The organism is Bacillus sp. LSHTCR4 (assembly GCF_057197025.1).
Genome location: NZ_JBXUNO010000001.1, coordinates 631,215 through 651,118, shown reverse-complemented (window position 1 = coordinate 651,118; position 19,904 = coordinate 631,215). Strand labels below are relative to the sequence as shown.

Here is a 19,904-nt window from a genome sequence, read left to right as displayed (position 1 = left end):
ATTTGTCACACACATATCCTATTTTGACCAAGACTATATTGTAAATGAGGTGACAACATGCCCATTACGAATCGATTTTCTACCACCACAAACGGCGCACTCGCTATTACAGGAAATACTTTAGGCCTAAGTAAAATTAGTAATCAAAACCGTGCTGGTACAATCGGGGCAATTGGTGCATTCGCAACTACGAATACCGCTTTACAAGTACCTACTTTTCCTGCTGGTACAACGTTAAACTATACACAAAATAGTTCTACCGCTATTTTAAATATACCTGCTGGTAGTACGATTCTTTACGCAGAACTCGTTTGGGGTGGAAACTATTTATCTCGTGATCAAAACATTACGAGTGTATTAGGAAACCCGGTTTCTTTTACAACACCTGTTTCAACATACTCGATTACTCCTTCAGCTGTTACAGCTTCAAATCAAACTTTCGTTTCAAATTCTATTACATTTGGCTTTTACACTCGTTCAGCAGACGTAACCACTCTTATTCAAGCTGGAGGCTCTGGTTCCTATACTACAGGAGCTGTCCCTGGACTTGTAGATCCTATAGATGCTTCTAATGGAACAATTAATTCAGCTGGATGGACGCTTATCGTCGCTTATCAGAACGGGACATTACCCGCAAGAAACTTAACGATTTATGTAGCAGGCAACCGTGTTTCTGCAGAAACTGGTAGTGCCGATGTATCTGTCTCAGGATTTTTAACACCTTCAGGAGGCCCTGTAAGCGGGAGATTATTTTTAAGTTCTACCGAAGGAGATGCTGATTTAACGGGGGATCAAGCTTTATTTGGACCCAATTTCAGTTCATTAAATGCATTATCTGGGCCAAATAATGCTGTAAATAATTTTTTTGGTTCTCAGGTCAATAACGCTGCAGGAAACTTAGATACAACTGGGACATTTGGAACGCGAAATCAAAGTGCCTCTACAGGTACAAACATCTCAGCCGGTCGACAAGGTTGGGACATTACTTCTATTGATATTTCCCCTTATTTAACAAATTCTCAAGTGTCCGCCGCCATCCGTTTAACAACTAACGGAGACGCGTATATGTTAAATACAGTGGGTTTACAAATCAACATAAATTCCCCTAACATACAAGCGACGAAAAGCGTAAATAAAAGTGTCGCTGCAATTGGGGATGTCGTCACTTATACCGTTACGATTCCTAATACCGGGCTTCTTCCCGCCAATAACGTTATTTTTATAGATAATCTTCCTACCGGTACTTCATTTATACCTGGCACTGTAACGGTAGATAACGTACCACAAACAAATGCAAATCCTGCCGCTGGTATATCTCTTGGAACAATTAATAACAGTGCTTCCCGTACAGTAACTTTCCAAGCGACTGTCGTTTCTCTTCCAAATCCAAATCCGATTTCTAACACCGCTAATATTACATTTCAATATACACCAATTGCTGGAGGAACAACCTTTAACGGTCTTGCAACAAGCAACTCTGCCGGAACACAAATTAACCTCGCAGATATTAATGGAACAAAATCAGTTAACAAACTTTTTACCGATATTGGTGAAACGTTAACTTACAGTATTGCCTTAGCTAATATAGGAAATATTGCTGCAACTAACGTTATATATACGGATCCAATTCCTAGCGGGACTACTTTCATTCCAGGGAGTGTAACTGTTAACGGGGTTACTCAGGCAGGAGCAAATCCCGCTACTGGTATATCAATTGGATCTATTGCTGCTAATTCTACGACTACTATTTCATTCCAAGTATTCGTTCCATCTATCCCCCAAACAAACCCCATCTTAAATAGTGGAACAACAACATATCAATACATTCCTGTACCAAATCAACCGGCAGTAAGCGGAACTGATACGACGAATATTGTCTCCACTCAAGTGAATAATGCTACTGTAACAATGACGAAAGCAGTAGATAAAAATTTTGCAGATATTGGTGATACACTAACGTACACCGTTTCCTTTACAGGTACAGGTAATACGAATGCGAACAATGTTATTTTTACAGATGTCATTCCTACCGGAACAACTTTTGTTCTAAACAGTTTAACAATTGATGGCACGACACAAGTAGGAGCAAATCCCGCTAATGGTGTGAACATTGGATCAATCCCAACTGGTACAACTAAAAATGTTTCATTTCAAGTAGTAGTAAATACAATACCCGCGTCAAATGGCGTATCTAATGGATCAAGCGCTTCTTATCAATATATCGTCAACCCTAGCCAATCACCCGTTACAAAAAACATTTCTTCTAATCTCGTTTCCACTCAAATTAATAATGCGAATGTAACATTAACAAAATCAACAAACAAGCAATTTGCTACAATTGGCGAAACAATCAGTTATACAATTCTTATTACAAACAGTGGAAATACAACTGCAACTAACGTACAACTAACAGATCCACTTCCAAATGGAACAATTTTAACTCCTGGTACTGTAACACTAAACGGCGTTTTGCAAAATGTAGATTCTCTCGTTGCTTTACCTATCGGTACAATTCCTGGCGGGGCTACTTTTACACTTTCTTTCCAAGTAACTGTCATCAATATTACCACCCAAAATCCTATCATTAATAATGCTTTGGCCTCTTATTTATATACTGTAAATCCAAGTCTGCCACCAACTTCAAAAACAGCAAATTCTAATTCTGTTACATCAACAATTAGACTAGCAAACCTTCAAGCTACTAAATCTGTAGATAAAACGTTTGCGGAAGTTGGAGATGTATTAACTTATACCTTCGCTCTTACAAACAATGGAAATGTTACGGCGAACAATGTATTACTATCCGATTCAATAGCGAACGGTACTTCCTTTGTACCGAACAGTGTTATAGTTAACGGTGTTACTCAACCGGGCGCAACACCAGCTAGCATCAATATTGGTAGCATCAATGCTAATACTACGATTACAGCTTCATTCCAAGTATTAATAACTAGCATTCCAAACCCAAATCCTATTTCGAATAGTGCCTCCATTTCTTATAACTTTATTGTTGATCCAAACGCTTCGCCTGTAAGTAAGAACACTACTTCAACTACTACATTTACGCAAGTAAACGATGCAAATGTCATTTCAGCCAAAACAGTGGATAAAGGGTTCGCTACTGTAGGGGATGTATTAACTTATACCGTCGTTTTAACGAATGCAGGAAGCGTTTCTGCTGATAGCCCTACTTTCGTAGATCCGAATCCAGACGGTACTACCTTTATCCAAAACACTTTCCTTATTAATGGTGTACTCCAAAATAACGCCGATCCAAATGTCGGTGTTCCGTTACCTTCCATTCCTGCTAACAGCTCACTTACCGTCTCTTATCAAGTAACTGTCACCTCTTTACCAACACAAAACCCAACATTAAATTCATCTAGTACACAGTATAGTTTTATTTTAAATCCGGGTGATCCACCAACTATAGAAACATCTTTAAGTAATACTGTAAGTACGCAAATTAATTTAGCAAATGTAGTTATTGTCAAACAGGTAGATTTAACTATTGCTGATGTTGGGCAACCAATCACATATACCATTTCCCTAGCTAACCCAGGAAATACTCCCGCAAATAATGTAGTTGTTACTGATATACTACCTCCTGGTACGACTCTCATACCAAATAGTATTTTTATAGGCGGTACTTTACAACTAGGTGCCGATCCAAGTGTCGGTCTTCAAATTGGCACAATTCCAGCAGGCGGAATTACAACTATTGTCTTCCAAATTAGTACGAATGGGATACCTTCACCAAATCCAGTGCAAAACAGTGCTGCACTTCAATATAGCTTTATCGCAGATCCAAATTCACCTGCTGTTGTGAGAAATGCTACTAGTAATATAGTAACGACACAAATTAACACCGCTAATATTGTTGCTACGAAACTAACAAGTACAAATTTCGCTGATGTTGGCGATATCATAACTTATGCAACAATTTTAACGAATAACGGCAATATCCCTACATCTAATGTAACGTTTACAGATATCATTCCAGCTGGTACCATCTTCCTTCCTAACACTGTAACGATTAACGGTGTCCCTATAGCTAATGCAAACCCTGCTAATGGCATTTTGATTGGCACGATAGGAGCGAATTCATCACGTACTGTTTCATTCCAAGTTTCTGTACCAACCATTCCTCGTGCAAATCCGCTTACAAATCAATCGAGCACTACATTCCAATACACGTACGATCCATCCAAACCAGTTGTAACGCAGATGGTGGCATCTAACACTGTACAGACAACTATTGATAATGCTACGATTGCCGCTGTAAAATCGGCAGATAAACAGTTTGCTAACGTAAATGATATTATTACGTACACAACTACTTTAACGAATAACGGGAACACACTTGCATCAAATGTAATTTTTACAGATGTAATTCCAAACGGAACATCATTTATCCCTAATAGTGTAACAGTAAACGGAAATACACTCCCTAATACAAATCCAGCAAGTGGAATTGCAATTGATCCAATAAACCCTAATACAAGTGCAACAATCTCATTTCAAGTAATAGTAAATTCCATTCCTAGTCCAAATCCAATCCCGAATCAAAGTAATACAACATACCAATATATCGTAAATCCTAACTTACCTCCTGCTTCCGCCAATGCGCAAAGCAATCTAATAACAACTCAAATTAATAACGCTACAATCGTCGCTACGAAGTCAGTGAATACACCGACAGCTGCAATTGGTGATATCGTTACTTATACGATTGCAGTTACGAACACAGGGAATATCCCTGCTAGCGCTACAGTTTTAACAGATGGACTCGGTGCAGGCGCCTCATTTGTGCCAAACTCTGTAACTATCGATAATATTCCGCAGCCAGGGTTAGATCCATCACTTGGTATTCACTTAGCAGATATTCCACCAGGAGATACTGTATTCATTACTTTTCAAGCACAAATTTTAGCGATACCACCTAGTGGCACATTAACAAATAATGCTCTTGTAAATTATGAATATACCGTGAATCCAAACCAATCACCTGCTGTTAATAGTACAATTACGAATACGACGGTTACTCCAATTATTGATGCTACTTTAGTTTTAAATAAAAATGCGAGTACAACTTTCGCTACGATTGGTGATACGATTACATTCACTTCATCTGTTACAAACACAGGAAATACGACTGCAAACAACATTGTTTTTACAGATACAATTCCAAATGGTACTGCCTTTGTCCCAAATAGCTTTAATATAAATGGTGTAACCATCCCGAATGCAAATCCACAAAACGGTATTAATATTGGTAACTTAAATGCAAATGCATCGAGTACACTCAGTTTTCAGGTAAACATTACAACACTTCCAGCCCCTAATCCAATTCCGAACAAATCATCACTTCAATATAGCTTTATTGTTGATATAAATGAGCCGCCTGTTTCACGAACAGTTCAATCCAATAAAACTTTTACACAAGTAAATACTGCTTCTGTTATCGCAACAAAAACTGCAAGCAGCGCATTTGCTGCTGTTGGAGATACAATTACGTATACAACTACCCTCACTAATAGCGGAAATACTACCGCAAACACACCTGTTTTTATCGATATATTACCACCTGAACTTTCATTCGTTCCTGATAGCGTACAAATTAACTCCATCCCACAACTTGGATTTAGACCAGATAGCGGAATCTCTTTAGACTCAATTCCAGTTGGAGGAACGACAACAATTAGCTTTCAAGCTATCGTTGGCTCAATACCAGCTACAAATCCAACATTGAACCAATCTAGTACAACATACTCTATCATTGTTGACCCTACCCAGCCGCCGGTGACAGAAACAGCTACAAGTAATCCAACGTTAGTTCAAATTAATGAAGCGATTATTCAAGCAACGAAAAGTGTGGATCGACTATTTTCTGACATCGCACCTGGAAATTCATTTTTAACGTATACAGTTTTATTAGAAAATGTAGGGAACACAACTGCTACGAATATCATTTTTACAGATCCGATTCCAAATAACGTAGTATTTATAGAAGATAGCGTTCGAGTAGGCGGAGTTTTATTACCTGGAGTAAATCCAGCGAACGGGATACCAATTGGAGATATTATTGCAGGAGATTTTATAAATGTTACCTTCCGTGTGCAAGTAGTTAGCATTCCAAATCCAATTTTCACAATTGGACCAGGCGGACCAAACTCACCGGTTGTAAACGGCGCTTCTATTGATTATCAATTTATGACAGGACCTAATTTACCACTTGTTTCACGAAATACGACATCTAATTCTGTTTCGACACAAATAAATTCTGGGGAAATTGTGGCAATCAAATCTGTAGATAAAACTTTCGCAACGATTGGCGATACAATTTCTTATACAATTACATTAAGTAACCCTGGAAATGTCACTTCACAAAAAATAATTTTCACGGATACTTTACCTGATGGAACGACATTCATATCTGGTACTCTTACAAACGATTCTGGTACACAGCAAATCGGAAATCCATCTAACGGGATTCAGATTGGAAATATAAACCCAAATGGAACGGCCGTTATTACTCTCAATGTACTTGTTACAAACATTCCAAGTATAAATCCAATTTCTAATTTTAGTTCTGTACAATTTCAGCATATTGTCGATCCAAGTCAACCAGTTATCACTCAAACCGCTTCATCGAATACCGTTACTACGACAATAAATAGCGCAATATTAACTACCACAAAAAATGCTGATAAATCCATTATTTCTGTTGGCGATACAATTACGTATACATCTACTATTACAAATACAGGAAATACAACAGCAACGAATATTACATTCACAAGCGCTATTCCAGCTAACACAACATTTATACCAAATTCCTTCACAATCAATGGTATGCAGCAATTTGGTGCACGGCCAGCGCTCGGAGTAACTATACCAAATATCGCCCCTGGCGCAACAGTAACTGTTACTTTCCAAGTAAATGTTATTTCTGTACCCCCTTCAAGTTCAATTATGGGGAACGATACAATTTTATACTCTTATACTGTTGATCCAAGCGCAGCTCCTATTACTACTTCTACTTCAACGAATATCGTTACAAACCCTGTATTAGATGCTATGATAACGATGGTAAAATCGGTCGATCAAACTATTGTAACACTAGGTGATACCATTACCTATACAACCATTTTAACGAATACTGGCAATACAAATGCAACGAATATTACTTTCACTGATCTTATTCCAGACGGCACAACGTTCATTCCGAATAGTGTCACAATCAATGGCAGTACACACATCGGACTCGATCCTAATACAGGTATAACAATCGGATCAATTGCTCCTAACAACTCAATATCTATAGCATTTCAAGTTACCGCTACTTCGACCCCTGTTCAAAATCCTATTGCCAATGCGGCTACTGCTTCTTACTCATTTATCGCTGATCCAAATACACCGATTGTTTCAAGAACTGCTACTTCAAACACTGTATTTACTACAATTAATACCGCTACAATTCTTTCATCAAAGCAAGTGGATAAAACCTATAGCCAAATCGGAGATACAATCACCTATACCGTCGCTTTAACAAACAACGGAAATTCCTCCGCACAAAATGTTATTTTTACAGATACCGCGCCAAGCGGAACCACATTTATTGCAAACTCATTTTCTATTAATGGAATTCCTCAAATTGGTGCGAATCCAACAAACGGTGTAAATATTGGGCCTATAACAGCTGGGTCTACAGTAAATATTTCCTTCCAAGTAAACGTGAGCTCCTTCCCAACTGAAAATACCATTGTAAATTTCTCATCGACATCGTATCAATTAGTCTCACCACCTGATACAGAAACTTCTATTAGTAATCCTGTTTCCACGCAAGTTACAGAAGCTATATTATCCATGACGAAAAATGAAAGTGTATCCTATGTAGATATCGGGCAAACCGCTTTTTACACTACTTCTATTACCAATGTAGGCAATACCGATGCAACTAATATTATATTCACAGATGTATTACCAAGTGGACTCACATTTGTTCCTAACACATTAACCGTTGATGGCGTTTTACAACCTAACGCGAATCCAAATACAGGTGTATTACTTGCAGCACTTCCACCAAATGAAATATATAGTATCGTCTTTCAAGTTACAGTTAGCAGCATTCCACCTATTAATCCAGCACCGAATACAGCATCAACGACATATGAGTTTACTGTTGATCCTGTTAACCCTCCAGTGTCGAGTTCAGCTACTTCCAACACTACGCTTCTTCAAATAAATAACGCAAATATTATAAGTACAAAAACAGCAGATCTTACCTTTGCGGATGTTGGTAATACAATAACATTTACACTTAATCTCCCTAATACCGGGAATGTGACCGCAACTGATGTTACCGTTATCGATATACTTGATAGCAATTTAAGTTTCGTTCCAAATAGTTTCACAGTTAATGGGCAAACCATTCCAAATGCTGATTTATCTACTGGTGTAAATATCGGTTCCATTAATGGTGGTAATGCGGCAATCGTCACATTCCAAGCAACTGTTACTACACTTCCAACACTGAATCCAATTTCTAATTCTGCTTCTATCACATATCATTATGTCGTTGACCCTAGCCAGCCATCTATTACAACTTCTAATCAATCTAATACAACAACCACACAAATTAATAGCGCTATCCTTACTGCACAAAAAAATTCAAATGTATCTACGGTTGACATCGGGCAAGATATTGTCTACTCCGTTACAATTACAAATAGCGGAAATGTTAGTGCAACAAATGTTATTTTTACCGATCTTATTCCAGATGGAACTTCATTTGAACCGAATAGTTTTACACTTAACGGAACTAGCATCCCAACTGCAGATATCGTTACAGGGGTTCCAATTGGTGATATCGCGCCAAATCAATCTGTCATTGTGGCATTTAATATTATCGCAGATGAAATCCCGCCTATAAATCCAATTACCAATCAAGCTAGCGTTAACTTTCAACATATCGTTAATCCGGCTAATCCATCAGTTTCAAAAAACATTACTTCTACTACTGTTTCAACAAAAATCGAAAGTGCAATTTTAAACACGATTAAAATCGGAGATAAAGCTTTTGCAACGATTGGTGATACGATTACGTATACAACTACGATTACGAATACAGGAAATATTCTAGCTAACAACGTTATTTTCTCAGACCCTTTACCATCATGGACACAATTTGTTGCAGGATCAGTTGTTGTTGACGGTACTTCATTACCATCCGCTTCTATCATTGACGGTGTTGGCATAAATACAATCAATCCAAATCAAACTGTAACAATCATATTCCAAGTTCAAATTGTAAGCAATCCAACAACATTCACTCCTGAACTTCAAAACTTAGGATTTGTGAACTTCCAATATAACGTAGGCAATGCCTTACAGGCTCAGCCTGGCAACGTGGAAACGAATGTCTTCGTTACTTCTATTAATTCAGCAATACTTTCAGCTGTAAAAACTGCTAGTACAGCCTTTGCAAATATTGGAGACACGATCACTTATACCGTTTTAATTCAAAATAGCGGCAATACAAACGCTACGAATGTAAATTTCTCAGACCTCATTCCAGCAGGAACGACCTTTGTTGAAAATAGTTTTGCTGTAAATGGAAATACCATTCCAGGTGCAAATCCAAATAACGGAGTTAATATCGGAACCGTTAGCGCGGGTAGTTCCTTAGCTGTTACTTTCCAAGTCATAGTTACATCTACTCCACCTTCAAATCCAATTACAAACGTTGCATCTATTCAATACGCATTTATCGTTGATCCGGCGGCTCCTCCTGTTACCGGCACAATAAATTCTAATAGCGCTTCAACACAAATTAATAACGCGACTGTTACAACTGTTTTAGAGGCAAATCGAACAATTGTATCTACCTTAGATATCATTACGTATACAGCAATATTAACGAATACTGGAAACTTCCCTGCAAACTCTGTATTACTCATTAACGGAGTTCCTGAAGGAGCATTATTTGTTCCAAATAGTGTTACACTCAACGGGATTTCACTTCCAGATGCAAGTCCAACTCTCGGTATTCCAGTTGGTATTATCGCACCAGGTGATTCTGCTACGATTACGTTCCAATTTCTTGCAAGCTCTATTCCATCGCAAGGAGCAATTATAAACCAAGCACTTACAAGTTACACGTATATTGTCGATCCGAGTCAACCACCAGTTACAGCAACATCTTCATCTAATACGGTTAGTACAGCTGTCGTTGATGCATCGTTATCCGCAATTAAAAATACAGATTCTCTCGTACAATCTACTAACGGTACAATCACTTACACCGTAGTCATTCAAAATAAGGGGAATACAACTGCAAATACAGTTACTTTAACAGATTTGGTCCCAGAAGGAACTGCATTTATTCCGAATAGCGTAACCATTAATGGCGTTTCAGCTCCAGGTACCGATCCAAACGTAGGGATACCATTAAACTCCATCGTGCCTTCAGACATTATCACCATAACATTCCAAGTTATCGTTCAATCCATTCCAAGCGTGAATCCAATTTCTAATATAGCCCGTATTGCCTATACTTTTATCGCCGATCCAACCGCTCCTATCATCTCTCGAACAATAACGTCTAATCCAGCATTCACACAAATTTCGGATGCGAATGTTCTTTCATTAAAAGCAGTCAATGCACAACAAGCAACAATAGGTGACATTTTGACCTATACGATAACACTAGAGAATACCGGAAATATTCAAGCTACTAATCTTATATTTTCAGATACTATTTCAGAAGGGACTACATTCGTAGATAATAGTTTTACACTTAACGGAACAGCTATACTTGGTGCAAATCCAAACGCAGGTGTTACTTTGCCTAACCTAGCAGCAAACGCTACTCACCTTATTTCGTTCCAAATTCTTATTAACGATCCATTCTCGCAACAATCGATTACAAATCAATCCAATACAACATATACAATTCAACCAGATCCAGGGCAACCTCCTATTACGGAAACATCTACTAGTAATATCGTCATTACAAATTTCGTGCAAGCACAATTGACAATTACAAAAACATCCAATCCAACAACTGTAGATATTGGTGGAACGATCCATTATATTTCTGAAGTGAAAAATATCGGCAATGTTGACGCAATAAATATTATTTTTACAGATTCGATTCCAGCTGGGACTACATTGGTTCCCGACAGCGTCACAATTAACGGTGTACTTCAGCCTGGTGCAAATCCTGAAAATGGAATATCAATTGGAACGATCCCACCAAATAGTTCCAAAACAATACTATTTCAAGTACAAACAAATAATCCACCTACTGAAACAGAAATTGTAAATCAATCTTCAGCAACTTACCAATATGTAAGTATTCCTACAGCTCCCCCAGTGAATCGCTCTGCAACTTCTAATATCGTTACAACATCACTTCAAAATGCAAATATTATTTCCGTTAAACAAGCGGATGTTACTTTCGTATCCATCGGGCAAAATATTACCTACACAAATACACTACAAAATATCGGAACTGTTCCAGCTAACAATACGGTGTTCATTGACAACATTCCAGAAGGTACTATATTCATTGAAGATAGCTTATCAATAAATAATGTCATTCAGCCTGGTGCGAACCCTGAAAATGGAATAACTCTTGGCACGATACAACCAGATGAAACAGTCACTATTTCATTCCAAGTACAACTTACAAGTATACCTCCTGGCAATACAGTCATTAACATTTCAGACACTTCGTATGAATACCAAATTGAGCCTAGTTCTCCAATTATTCAGCGTAGATCGTTATCAAATGCAGTAAACACGGAAGTCCGTACAGCAAATGTTAGTGCAATTAAATCCGCTAACAGATCTATTACACGCATCGGTCAAATCATCACATATACAGTCGCAGTTACAAACGCTGGTACAGTACCTATTACAAATACTCTCCTAATTGACGCAATCGCTGCTGGCACTACATTCATTCCAAATAGCATCCTTGTAGATGGTATACCAAGACCTAACGAGAATCCAATTACCGGAATCACCCTTAATATTATCCTTCCAAATAATACAATTATCGTTACGTTCCAAGTAAATGTAGTCTCTATACCTCCTCAAAATAACATTAATAATATCGCCGTCATTCACTACGAGTATCGACCAGACCCAAGCACACCAGCAATTTCAGAAACGACCTCTTCCAATGCTACAAATATACAATTTATTGATGCTATTCTTATCGCTACAAAATCCGCTAATACAGTATTAGCTAACATTGATGAAACTATTGAATATACAGTACTCATTCAAAATAACGGTTCCACTACAACTAACTCCATCTTTTTTACAGATACGATAGAGGATGGAACAGTATTTATCCCGGGAAGTGTAATAGTTAACAATACTGCATTTCCTGCGGCAGATCCGAATATCGGCTTTTCCATCCCTAATATCGCATCAGGTCAAGTGGCTACAATAACCTTCCAAGTTTCCGTTACGAATTTACCTGCTGTAAACCCAACACCTAATACTGCAAACATCGCCTACGACTTTATTTTCAACCCTGATTTTGCACCAATTCAAAAATCGACTACTTCCAACACTACTTTCGTTCAAATTAATGATGCTGATATCGTTTCACTTAAAACTGTTGATTTGACTTCTGTAACAATTGGTGACATTTTAACTTATACAACAACTTTAACGAATACAGGGAATACAGATGCCACTGCTGTTGTATTTACAGACAATATTCCTGGTGGAACTACCTTTATTGACGGTAGCGTTTTAGTAAATAACACTCCGCAGCTGAACGCCAATCCAAGTACCGGTATACTTGTAGGAACGATTGCTCCTAACATTTCTATCCCAGTCACATTTTCTGTTACCGTCATAGCGCTCCCAGCTAGCGGCCATGTTCAAAATCAATCAACTTCTCGTTATACGATAAATGGAGAAGAACAAATATCGACTAGTAATATTACCTTCACTGAAGTTATTACTGCTACTATAGTCGCAACAAAAACAACGCCTATCCAATACGCTGACCTACAAACGATTATCCCTTACACAATTTCCATCACAAACAATGGGAATATACAAGTAGAAAACATTATCGTTACAGATATCATCCCAGCAAATACGAGCTTTATAGAGAACAGTGTTATTGTGAATGGCAACGCTCGTCCAAATGACAATCCACTTAGCGGGATACAAATTGATAACATTCCACCTAATACAACAGCAACTATTCTATTCCAAGTACGGGTTACTTCGATTCCACAAACAAATCCAATCTCTAACACAAGTACAATTGAATTTCAATACACGTTACCAGATCGACCACCTATTACCGAAACTATTATTTCATCAGCTGCCGTAACAGAAATTAATCACACGACTTTGAATAGTAATAAAGCTGTAGACCTTGCATTTGCAACTGTCGGTGACACGTTAACGTATACGATTACACTCAATCAAACTGGTAATGTTGCAGCAAATGATGTAGTCATTCAAGATATTATTCCTGAAGGTACTACGTTTATAGAAAATAGCGTTATTGTAAACGGAGAAACTCTTCCAGGAGTTAATCCAGTAAGTGGCATACCAATTGGCACTATAATTGTTGGTGGAGATGCTATCGCTTCATTTCAAGTTTCTGTGACTTCTATTCCAATACAAAACGAACTCACCAACCAAGCAATCACTACTTTTAACTATATAGTCAACCCAAATAACGCACCTGTTACGAATACGACGACAACAAATACAGTCACAACAACCGTTCAAAATGATAATGTCATTGCCATAAAAGCAGTTGATTTCACGAGTGCCTTACCTGGTCAAACTTTAACGTACACCATTACTATTACTAATAGTGGTAATATGACTATTGAAGATATTCTTCTAGTAGACACGGCACCAGTAGATACGACATTCGTTATTGGTAGTGTTACGATTAATGGACTCAATCAGCCTAATGCAAATCCTGAAAATGGTATTACGTTAGGAAAGCTTGCTCCAAATGAATCTGTTATTATTACATTCCAAGTTACAATATCTTCCTCTACTCTTCAATCTACAATCAATAACGATGCTACTATTTCCTATACACCTATTGTCGGTCCAACCAAACCACCTATTACGATTACAAGGCAAATAAATACCGTTACAAAGCAAACAACTACTGTTACAACAACAGTAGTTGATCCGATGGTTAGTATTGAAAAAACAGCCGATAAATCTATCATAGCGACAGGAGATACCATAACTTTCACATTAGAAGTGATAAATCATTCACCAATTCCTACAATCAGTACTTCCGTCCTAGATATAATTCCAGTTGGTACAACATTTATAGAAAATAGCGTAACAATTAACGGGACTCCGGTTCCAAATATCCGGCCAGACACTGGTATTAATATTGGCGCTTTACCTGCAGATACAGTAGCAACGATAACATTTCAAGTTCTCGTCACTTCTATCCCTTCAAACAGTACAATTATTAATTCTGCAACAGTTACAGCCGCCTTCCAATTGACACCACAGGCCCCAATTATTACTTTTATTGTTAATTCAAATATCGTTCGTATACCAGTTCAATTTATAACTGCGACAGTAGTGAAAAACGCTTCCGTCAGCTCAGCTTATTTAAATCAATATTTTGATTACACGGTGCGTATTACGAATACTTCCGAGGTTTCACTTTCAAATGTTTCTTTACAAGATACTATTCCAGCAGGCTTACAATTTATGAACGGCACTGTCTCCATTAATGGGGAACGTTCTCCACTAGCGAATCCGAATATCGGTTTCCTAGTCGCTACTAATTTAGAACCAAGCGAAACAATTATCGTATTATTCACAGTACAAGTGATAAGTACACCTGTTAATAATCAATTTAAAAATACGGCTAATATTTCGTTACAACTTCAAGCCTCGCCTACCGACCCACCAATTACAGTAACCATCACAAGTAACGAAAACATTGTCACCTTTGTTACAGAAAATCCAGATGAAACACTTCCAAATTTTAATTGCTTCTTTGACGGTGAACGCTTCATACGGATTACTCCTGGAAATGTACGAAATTACCTTTGGACTTGGATTTGGTGGGATTAAATGAAACAAAAAAGAGATTGTAATTTGGTTTCAACCAAATTACAATCTCTTTTTCATTACCTTTATCGCACTACGTTGTAACTCGTCCAATGATATACAATTAAGCATTATCTCAAGTTATTTTCGTCGTAATAAGTTGGCCAGCCTCATTCATAGTAATTTTCCATTTCGCTCCACTAGCAGTCTTCATGATTATACCTTTACTTGCCTCTATTTCAATATCTCCAAACATTCTTCCGCCAGTTGTTGCTAACCAAGCATTCCCATTTTCCATAGAAGACCTTGCAAACATACGATTAATTCGAAAACGCTTATGATCTTGAGAATAACCACTCAATGTAATTCTAACTTTATATAACTGACTCGCTTTCATATTAGATATAATTGTATCGCCTACATTTAATGGAACATCCGATGCAACCACCCAATTTCCAGTTGCACTTAATGCATATTCAACTTTAATTTTCTTCGGGCTCTCTCCCCATCCAAAATACATTCCAAAACAATTCAACATTTTGATTGGATTGTTCGTGAAATCTAGTTCAATGACAACTGGATTACTATCAGGAACATCAATATAGTTTACACTTTGTTCATCTATTAAATTAAAACAATTTGCGAGATTCCCCCCGTACGGTAATTTCCCACTTACTTGCTTAATTGTATACTTCTGCTGAGCATTTACTAAAATATCATCTTGATTCCCTATTAAATGTGGTTTATTTAACGTAATTGGTAACTGAATTCGAAGAGATTCTTCATAGGTAGACTTACAAACATTGTATTGCCCTTTATCTACAATAGTTGTAGAAAGTAAATTTGAAAAAAGATAGTTACGATGCGAATTAGAAGAAAATTCAATGACAATCTGTTCACTACTCATCCGGTACGTATCCCAAATCATACAATCAAATGTATTATAGGCACCCGTACAACGAATGACTTTTTTCGTTTGCTGTCTACATTGCACTTGAATATCATGAAACGTATTTCCTGAACTTTCATTTGGTAAATCACTGTTCCCATCAACTTCTATCCCATACTGACATCCATCAATAAATATAGATTGAAATACATTTGCGTTAATCCAGCAAGGTGTATTGATATCATCTATATATTCTGTCTTCAAATGTATTGCAGTTTGAAAGTTTTTAATTTGAATAAAATTAACTTGAAAGAAACTAATATAATCCCATGCTTTTTGACAATAAAAGTGTATTGCTTTACCTTTATATGACGACGTTGCATTTATTATATTTATATTTGATATAAGAGAGTGATTAGGAACTTCTATTTGTTGTGAACCGGAAATATAAATAACAGCGGATTGAAACACTGAATTTATAACTTGAACTGTACCACCTGTTATAGACGCATTTTGTTGCAGTTCAAACGCATTAAAATCTCCATCAATTTGCAGCGTTACAGTAGGATCTAACTCTAATCTTACATTTGACTTAATAACAATCGGCTTTACAATTTTGTACGTATTTACCCCTGTAATTCTAACCGTCGAAATTCGATTCGCTACACAATAATTTATAGCTTGCTGGATTGCTAATGAGCTATCATTTCCTGAGTTCGGAACTGCTCCAAAACAATCAATATGAACGCTATTTTCTGGTGCACAATCTTCTTGGGAAGAAATATATTCTGACAAAATAAATTCACTCCTCATATTACCTTTTTCATATAATATGTGCGTTTTCTCTTAAAAGTTTCTATAATAAAAAAACAAACGACTTCGACAGTCATTTGTTTAATTCATATATATCTTTCGTTTCTTCTATCATTTTAAATAACGAGAAATTTCGTTCCGCTTTTTCTCGCGCTTTCTCTCTCATATCATTCACCTTTTCTTCATTTCCATGTAATTTCTCCAGTGCATCTGCAAATTTAGATTCGCAATATTCATGTATCAACACACCTGATTCTCCATCTATTACTGCCTCATTTATGCCGCCAACATCTATTGAAACAATTGGTGTTCCTGTAGCCATTGCTTCAATTACTACCATTGGAAACACTTCACGAAAAGATAATAAAAGTAAGACATCCATATTCCCTATAAACCTATGCGGCTCGGAAATATTCCCTAACATCTTTACACTTTGTTGCAATCCATACTTTTCTATTTCTTTCATAATAGGTTCTTTCTCTGGCCCATCACCAGCAATATAAAATTTAAAATCATTTCTCTCTTTCAACACATTTGCAATTTTTACAAATAGTTGATGGTTTTTCTCCTTGGATAGCCTAGCTAATATCCCTATTTTATAAATAGATTCTTTCTTTTTCTGCTGGAATAAAAACTTTTCTATATCAACACCGTTATAAATTGTCTTTATTTTCTCTTCTGCTACATGCATTGAAAGTAAATTATTCTTTTCAAACTCACTTACTGTAATAATATTGTTCACATATTTATTCATAAAATAACGAAAAAGAATTGGCATTTTCTTTTCTAATATTGTTACATTATGTTTCGTATACACAATTTTCATCTTTTTTTTCATAAATTTTTGAAGTAGAAAAGCATATAATACCATTCGCAAACTATTTGCATGTATAAGTTCTATCTTTCGTTTACAAATTTCGTTTCGTAAGTAATAAAGATTTCTCAAATGATTCCATCGACTAAGTAACATAAAATTTTCTTTTCTAGTAAGAGATTCATATAGTTCTCCATCACCTGCAGCTGTATAAACCTTAAAATCCTCATAACGCAAATTGCTTTCCAATTTACAGAAATAACTTTCGGCTCCGCCAGTTATCAATTTATCTGTCATCAACAGTATATTCATAATTGCGTCTTCCCAACTACATTGATTTTATTTTTTCTATAGGCATGATAAGCATACTTACTAAAATAGTAAAAAATTTGCACTGCATTAAGACATTTTTGCTCCCTTAATAATTTCCAATACCGAAAAGCAGCTCTCATTTTATTTCTTGAAACAGAATTTGCAACAATTCTATACTTCGCTAACACTTGCTGTATCCCTTTCGCTTCATGCCCTTCATGTAATAAGTACAGCCATAACGCTGTATCTTCTGGCTGTACACTAGGCATTTCAATATGCGGAATTTTTTCACGATCAATCATTACTGTTAAACAACCGATAATTGTATTCCCTACCAAATAGTGATAGTCAACAGATTTTGGTACATTCACTTCTCGATTTAGTTCATTACCGTTTTCATCTATTAAACTATACGATGCATATGAAAAGGCCACATTCATTTCTTCCATAAATATCAATTGCGTCTCCAATTTATTTGGTAACCAAATGTCGTCACTATCTAAAAAAGCAATATACCTTCCTCGTGCTTCTTTAATTGCTAAATTCCGAGCTTTCGCAGCACCAACATTTTCTTTTAATGATAATAGCCTAATACGCGAGTCCCCTTCTATTATCTCTTTAATTTTTGCAAGAGATTGGTCAGTTGAAGCGTCATCAACGATAATCATTTCCCAATTTTCATATGATTGATTCTGTACAGATAAAATCGTCTCACCTATAAATCGTATACTATTATAAGAAGGTGTTATTACGGAGACATGAGGCGTCATATTATGCGCTAATAGACATTTTACCATCTACCTTTCCCCTTCCTTCATATATTGAAATGTACTTCACAACCATTGCTAAAAATAAAAAGAACGCTTCGTTAATAATGAGTGACAATGACATCATCTGAAATAAAAATCCAATCATAGTCAATAAAAGATATGGTTTTTCGCGAAACAAGTTATACTGTGTTAACTTGAACAGTAATATGAATAAAAACGCACTATATAAAAGAAAACCGATTGTACCCGATTCAGATAAAATTTCTAAAAATGTATTGTGCACATATAATTTCTCATTGAACTGGTATTCATAATAATTAGAAAAATTAAATGCACCGATACCGATATATGGATTAGATAAATAATATTTAAAAGCAGCTTCCCATAATGTAAATCTACCACTTCCATTATCGTGAGAAAAATCAGAAATCCGCTTGTTCAATATATCATCCAACTGTCCACCCATTACTGCATTCGATAAACTAAAAATAACAATACTAAATATTACTAAACCTATTAATATTTTCACTTTTTTAGCAAAGCTAGACATGCATATATATACAACAATAACAAGCGCAATTGCTAAAATCCCACCTCTTGAAAATGTTAATAAACTTGTCGTAACACATAAAACCAATCCTATGACGTTGGTCATGTTATATAAATTTGTCATATAATACATAAAAAATATCGTATTATAAAAAATAAAAATGTTAGGATCATCTAATAGCCCAATTAACCTTGGATATCCTCTATCAACTAATAACCCAGCATAAACTTCTCTCTCTTCCCCACCATATAGTCCAAAATATTGTAATCCGATTATATAGAGTATAAGACTCACAATATTAAATACTATCCCTGCGTAGGCAATGGATGATTCAAGCACTACTATTTCGGTATTCCCCAATAAATTCCTCATTATAAAATAGCAACCTAAAACAAGAAGCACACCAAAAACCATACGAATACTAGCACTTAAATACACTGAAAGAATACCACTTAAACAATAAACGAAATAGAACAATAAAAATACCACTTCATGCAAATATAGCTTTTGAACATGAAAGTCTTTAATTGTAAAACAAAAATAAATGACTAAGAAAATCATATATATTTTCAAGGAAAATCCTATATATATATTGTATTTACTTAACATAACAAACAAGATTAGAAGAAAAATCCATTTCATCGAAATTTGCATATTATTTTCCATAGG

The 19,904-nt window shown here is 36.2% G+C and carries 5 protein-coding genes; 1 reads left to right on the top strand and 4 read right to left on the bottom strand.

The features are described 5' to 3' along the window. The first annotated feature begins 57 nt into the window (after positions 1 to 57). Positions 58 to 15,111, top strand: coding sequence for a DUF7507 domain-containing protein (locus tag AC2CGR_RS03330; RefSeq protein WP_484480501.1), 15,054 nt, complete (start codon positions 58 to 60; stop codon positions 15,109 to 15,111). A gap of 112 nt (positions 15,112 to 15,223) precedes the next feature. Here AC2CGR_RS03330 and AC2CGR_RS03325 read toward each other — a convergent pair whose 3' ends face one another. The 4 genes from AC2CGR_RS03325 to AC2CGR_RS03310 form a co-directional block, all read right to left on the bottom strand. Beyond that, positions 15,224 to 16,771, bottom strand: coding sequence for a glycoside hydrolase family protein (locus AC2CGR_RS03325; protein WP_270185345.1), 1,548 nt, complete (start codon positions 16,769 to 16,771; stop codon positions 15,224 to 15,226). A gap of 91 nt (positions 16,772 to 16,862) precedes the next feature. Continuing rightward, the gene (locus tag AC2CGR_RS03320) at positions 16,863 to 17,915 is read right to left on the bottom strand and encodes a glycosyltransferase family 4 protein (RefSeq protein ID WP_484480500.1); all 1,053 of its coding nucleotides are present in this window, start codon (positions 17,913 to 17,915) and stop codon (positions 16,863 to 16,865) included. Then, positions 17,912 to 18,712 carry a glycosyltransferase family 2 protein gene (locus tag AC2CGR_RS03315; RefSeq protein ID WP_484480499.1) on the bottom strand — a complete coding sequence of 267 codons (801 nt, stop codon included), beginning with the start codon at positions 18,710 to 18,712 and terminating at the stop codon, positions 17,912 to 17,914. The genes AC2CGR_RS03320 and AC2CGR_RS03315 overlap by 4 nt, the downstream gene beginning before the upstream one ends. After that, the gene (locus AC2CGR_RS03310; RefSeq protein WP_484480498.1) at positions 18,687 to 19,901 is read right to left on the bottom strand and encodes an O-antigen ligase family protein; all 1,215 of its coding nucleotides are present in this window, start codon (positions 19,899 to 19,901) and stop codon (positions 18,687 to 18,689) included. The genes AC2CGR_RS03315 and AC2CGR_RS03310 overlap by 26 nt, the downstream gene beginning before the upstream one ends. Between the last annotated feature and the right edge of the window lie 3 nt (positions 19,902 to 19,904).

Bases quoted from the DNA above. Each gene is read 5' to 3' on its own strand.
- AC2CGR_RS03330 (WP_484480501.1), top strand. From the start codon at position 58: ATGCCCATTACGAATCGATTTTCTACCACCACAAACGGCGCACTCGCT.
- AC2CGR_RS03320 (WP_484480500.1), bottom strand. From the start codon at position 17,915: ATGAATATACTGTTGATGACAGATAAATTGATAACTGGCGGAGCCGAA.
- AC2CGR_RS03315 (WP_484480499.1), bottom strand. From the start codon at position 18,712: ATGGTAAAATGTCTATTAGCGCATAATATGACGCCTCATGTCTCCGTA.
- AC2CGR_RS03310 (WP_484480498.1), bottom strand. From the start codon at position 19,901: ATGGAAAATAATATGCAAATTTCGATGAAATGGATTTTTCTTCTAATC.